Origin of the sequence: Thermobifida cellulosilytica TB100 (assembly GCF_001517975.1) — a bacterium.
Taxonomy (GTDB): domain Bacteria; phylum Actinomycetota; class Actinomycetes; order Streptosporangiales; family Streptosporangiaceae; genus Thermobifida; species Thermobifida cellulosilytica.
The window spans coordinates 4,709-8,922 of record NZ_KQ950190.1 but is presented as its reverse complement, the minus strand read 5'-3'; the positions used below and the strand labels follow the sequence as shown (position 1 = coordinate 8,922).

Below are 4,214 nucleotides of genomic sequence, written 5' to 3'. Positions count from 1 at the left end.
GGCTGCGCCCGCCCCCGGCGACGAGGGCGAAGCGCGCTCCCGCCTGGACCAGGAAGCCCGCGACCACGCCGAGGAAGGCGGCGACGGTCATCACGGCCACGTCGCGGTGCGCCACGTGGGACAGCTCGTGCGCGACGACCGCCTCCAGTTCGACGTTGTCGAGCCGACGGCGCAGCCCGGTGGTGACGCACACCACCGTGCTCTTCCCGCTGTGCCCGGTGGCGAAGGCGTTGGGCACGTCGGTGCGCGCCACGGCCACCTTCGGCTTGGGCATGTCGGCCAGGGCGCACAGCCGGTCCACGACCGCGTGCAGCTCCGGCTCCTCCTGCGGGGTGACCTCGCGGGCGCCCAGGGCGGCCATGGCGATCCGGTCGGAGGCGAAGTACTGGACCAGCGCGACGCCCGCCACGACGAGGAGGATCAGCCACCACGGCATGCCCGCCCAGAACAGCGCCGTGACGAACGCCGCGTAGACGAGGGCCAGCAGGGCCATCGTCGTGACCATCCGCACGGTCAGCCCGCGGTCGGGGATGAACCTGTCGCCTGCCACGCCGCACCGCCTTCCACCGGATCCGGGCGGGGCCGCGCGCGTCCGGGCGCGGGCCCCGCGGACCCACACTGACCGGGAGGGCGGGAAAGAAACACGGGACCGCCGCGCCGGGCGGCCCCGTCCGGACCGGTGGGGGCGGCTACCTGCTCTCGGGGATCAGCCCCTCCTCGCCGAGCATCTCCCGCACCTCGTCCATGCTGGCGTCGGGCGGGGGGAGGATGTACTGCGACGGCTGGAGGGAGTCGTCGGGCAGCGGCTTGCCGTCCTCGCGGACCCGGGCCAGCAGGTCGTGCAGCGCGACGCGGAAGACCGCCTCGTCGCCGGCCTCGATGGCCTCCTCCAGCTTGCGGTCGAAGGCGTTGAGCACGTCGAGGTCGGCTTCGGACAGGTCGAGCTGTCCTTCGCCCATGATGCGGACGATCATGCGCCGCCTCCCTCGATCTGCTTCGGGGAGGAGCCCCCGCCGCTGTTGAGCTCGCGCTTCATCGCCTCCAGCTCCCGCTCCACGCCGTCGGTGCTGGCCATGCGGTCCAGCTCGGCCTGGATGTCGTCGCGGCTGGCGCCGGTGAGGTCGTCGAGCGCGCCCGAGGCGAGCAGCTCGTCGACGGCGCCGGCGCGCGCCTGGAGCTCGGCGGTCTTGTCCTCGGCCCGCTGGATGGCCAGGCCGACGTCGCCCATCTCCTCGGAGATGCCGGCGAACGCCTCGCTGATCTGGCTCTGGGCCTGGGCCGCGGTGTAGGTGGCCTTGATGGTCTCCTTGCGGGTGCGGAAGGCGTCGACCTTGGCCTGCAGGCGCTGGGCGGCCAGGGTGAGCTTCTGCTCCTCGCCCTGCAGTTGGGCGTGCTGCTCGCGCAGGCTCTCGATCTGGCTCTGCAACCCGGCCTTGCGTTGCAGGGCCTCGCGGGCGAGGTCCTCGCGTCCCTGCGACAGCGCGGCCCGGCCCTGGTTGGTCAGCTTGTTGGCCTGCTGCTCCAACTGCTGGATCTGCAGTTCGACCCGCTTCCGGGAGGTGGCGACGTCCGCCACTCCGCGCCGCACCTTCTGCAGCAGCTCCAACTGCTTCTGATACGAGTAGTCGAGGGTCTCGCGCGGGTCCTCCGCGGCGTCCAAGGCTTTGTTCGCCTTGGACTTGAAGATCATGGAAAGTCGCTGAAACACGCTCATCGGCGTGGCCGTCCTCTTTCTCGGTCCGTATCGGCTGTTCCCAGCGGGCGCTTCTCTCAACCTTATGTGCTCTGACCACGGGCCGCCATGAGGTGTCGAGCGGCTACCCTGATGGTGTGTTCCGTCGTCGCTCCGCCTCAGCACCCCAAGAGCAGGTCATGAGCAACTCCACCCAGTCCGAGACAGACCAGGCGCCCACCCGCAAGGGCTACTCCCCCAAGAAGGGCGTTCCCACCCCCAAACGCAAGGAGGCGGCCCAGGAGCTGCGCAGGCCGCTGTCGGCGCCCAGGACGCGCCGGGAGGCCTACCGCCAGCTCCGGGAGCGGGAGCGGCGTCGGCGGCAGCGGGAGCGTGCGGGCCTGGTCAAGCCGGAGGACCGCTACATCCGCCCCCAGGACCTGGGCGCGGCCCGTGCCCTGGCCCGCGACTACGTCGACTCGCGGCGCTCGGTCAGCGAGTTCTTCCTGTACTTCTCGCTGGCCATCATCGTGCTGCTGTTCCTGCCGCTGGTGGAGGTCCAGCTCTTCGTCACCTACGTGGTGTGGCCGATGATGATCGTCACGCTGATCGTCGAGGGCTTCTTCACCGCCCGCCGCGTCAAGAAGCTGGTGGCCGAGCACTACCCCAAGGAGACCGAGAACGTGCGGGGCGCGGGCATGTACGCGGTGATGCGCCAGATGCAGATCCGCAGGCTGCGCCTGCCCAAGCCGCGGGTGAACGTGGGCGACGACTTCCTGGCCAAGCACCGCCGCTGATCCCGGCCGCGGCCGGTTGCGGCCGGAGGGTCCGGGGCCCGCGCCGGGAAGCGCATAAAGTGACGATCATGGAATTCCGTCATCTTGGCAGCAGCGGGCTCGTCGTCAGCGAGATCGCCTACGGCAACTGGATCACCCACGGCTCCCAGGTCGAGGAGGACACGGCCGTGGCGTGCGTGCACGCCGCGCTGGACGAGGGCATCACCACGTTCGACACGGCCGACGTCTACGCCCAGGGCCGCGCCGAGGAGGTGCTGGGCCGCGCGCTGAAGGGGCAGCGCCGTGACGGCGTGGAGATCTTCTCCAAGGTGTTCTGGCCGGTGGGTCCCGGCAAGAACGACCGCGGCCTGTCCCGCAAGCACATCATCCGCGGCGTGGAGGAGTCGCTGCGCCGCCTGGGCACCGACTACCTGGACCTGTACCAGGCGCACCGGTTCGACTACGCCACCCCGCTGGAGGAGACCCTGCGGGCCTTCGACGACCTGGTCCGCCAGGGCAAGGTCCTCTACGTCGGCGTCTCGGAGTGGCGCGCCGAGGAGATCGAGCGGGCGCTGAAGATCGCCGACGAGATGGGGCTGGACCGGATCGTCTCCAACCAGCCGCAGTACAGCATGCTGTGGCGGGTGATCGAGTCCGAGGTGGTGCCGCTGTGCGAGCGTGAGGGCGTGGGGCAGATCGTGTGGTCGCCGATCGCCCAGGGCGTGCTGACCGGCAAGTACAAGCCGGGCCAGCCGCCGCCCGCCGGGTCGCGGGCCACCGACGAGAACTCCGGCGCGCACTTCGTCCGGCGCTTCCTGGACGACCAGAAGCTGCTGGAGCGGGTGCAGCAACTGCTGCCGCTGGCCGCCGAGGCCGGGCTGACCCCGGCGCAGCTCGCGGTGGCGTGGGTGCTGCAGAACTCGAACGTGTCCGCGGCGATCATCGGCGCCTCCCGTCCCGAGCAGGTGCGCGACAACGCGAAGGCCGCCGGGGTCAAGCTCGACGCCGAGCTGCTGCGCCGCATCGACGAGATCCTGGGCGACTCCGTGCAGCGCGACCCGGCGCTGACCGCCAGCCCGAAGGAACGCCCGTAGTCGACGCCCGGCCCCCGGCCGCAACGGGCCGGGCCCTTCCGCCCGTGCCGTCCCGGCCCTCGAGCCGGGGCGGCACGGGCGGTGCCGGTGACGGTTCGGTCGGGTCAGCGCGGGCGGTACTCGGCGGCGAGTGCGCGCAGGGCGGGGCGGTTGGGGCGCAGCAGGGCGGAGACGTGGTGCAGGCCCGCCCACTCGGGGTGCCCGCCGCGCACCCGCTCGGGGGCCACGCGCAGCAGGCTCCCGTCCTCTCCCAGCCGCAGCAGGCGGCAGTCCTGCCGCGACCACTCGCGCACGCTGTGGACCAGCCCCAGCTCCCGCCGAAGTCTGCGGTCCTGCCGGACCGGCGTCCCCGCGGCGCGCGCGGCACGCCACTCCTGCGGCGTCGGGTACACCCCGCGCACCACCGCCGCCAGGTCCGGCACCGCCTCCCCCGCCCAGTCCAGCCGCCCCTCCAGCCGCACCGGCCGGCCCTCCTCACGCAGCTCCACCACGAACCACGGCAGTGCCTCGGCCGGCAGCACCGGATCACGACCGACCAGGCAGGCGAGCAGGTCTCCGGGATCCTCCACCCGGGCCAGGGTCACCACGCCCCCCGCCCGCGCCGTCTCCTCCAGCCTGGCCCGGACGACCTCCTCCCACTCCTCGGCGGCCGCCAGGGCGCGCAGCAGCTCC

Annotated in this window: 6 protein-coding genes; 2 read left to right on the top strand and 4 right to left on the bottom strand. The window is 72.2% G+C overall.

Translation table 11 applies throughout. The annotated features are described in order from the left end of the window. The 3 genes from AC529_RS19070 to AC529_RS19060 all read right to left on the bottom strand — a co-directional run. On the bottom strand, positions 1 to 550 hold a 550-nt coding region (locus tag AC529_RS19070), incomplete at its 3' end, for a M48 family metalloprotease (protein ID WP_157080290.1). A gap of 139 nt (positions 551 to 689) precedes the next feature. After that, complete coding sequence (pspAA, locus tag AC529_RS19065; RefSeq protein WP_068758727.1) at positions 690 to 974, bottom strand: PspA-associated protein PspAA; 285 nt, start codon at positions 972 to 974, stop codon at positions 690 to 692. After that, positions 971 to 1,714, bottom strand: a complete 744-nt coding sequence (locus AC529_RS19060; RefSeq protein ID WP_083948475.1) for a PspA/IM30 family protein — start codon at positions 1,712 to 1,714, stop codon at positions 971 to 973. The genes pspAA and AC529_RS19060 overlap by 4 nt, the downstream gene beginning before the upstream one ends. A gap of 158 nt (positions 1,715 to 1,872) precedes the next feature. On the opposite strand from AC529_RS19060, the gene AC529_RS19055 reads away from it, so the two are divergent. Both AC529_RS19055 and AC529_RS19050 read left to right on the top strand, forming a co-directional pair. After that, positions 1,873 to 2,469 carry a DUF3043 domain-containing protein gene (locus AC529_RS19055; protein ID WP_083948473.1) on the top strand — a complete coding sequence of 199 codons (597 nt, stop codon included), beginning with the start codon at positions 1,873 to 1,875 and terminating at the stop codon, positions 2,467 to 2,469. A 68-nt stretch (positions 2,470 to 2,537) separates the two neighbouring features. Continuing rightward, positions 2,538 to 3,542, top strand: a complete 1,005-nt coding sequence (locus tag AC529_RS19050; RefSeq protein WP_068758735.1) for an aldo/keto reductase family protein — start codon at positions 2,538 to 2,540, stop codon at positions 3,540 to 3,542. Between the two features lie 104 nt (positions 3,543 to 3,646). Here AC529_RS19050 and AC529_RS19045 read toward each other — a convergent pair. After that, positions 3,647 to 4,214 (bottom strand): hypothetical protein (locus tag AC529_RS19045; RefSeq protein WP_198156496.1); only part of this gene is annotated, 568 nt, incomplete at its 5' end.

Bases quoted from the DNA above. Each gene is read 5' to 3' on its own strand.
- pspAA (WP_068758727.1), bottom strand. From the start codon at position 974: ATGATCGTCCGCATCATGGGCGAAGGACAGCTCGACCTGTCCGAAGCC.
- AC529_RS19060 (WP_083948475.1), bottom strand. From the start codon at position 1,714: ATGAGCGTGTTTCAGCGACTTTCCATGATCTTCAAGTCCAAGGCGAAC.
- AC529_RS19055 (WP_083948473.1), top strand. From the start codon at position 1,873: ATGAGCAACTCCACCCAGTCCGAGACAGACCAGGCGCCCACCCGCAAG.
- AC529_RS19050 (WP_068758735.1), top strand. From the start codon at position 2,538: ATGGAATTCCGTCATCTTGGCAGCAGCGGGCTCGTCGTCAGCGAGATC.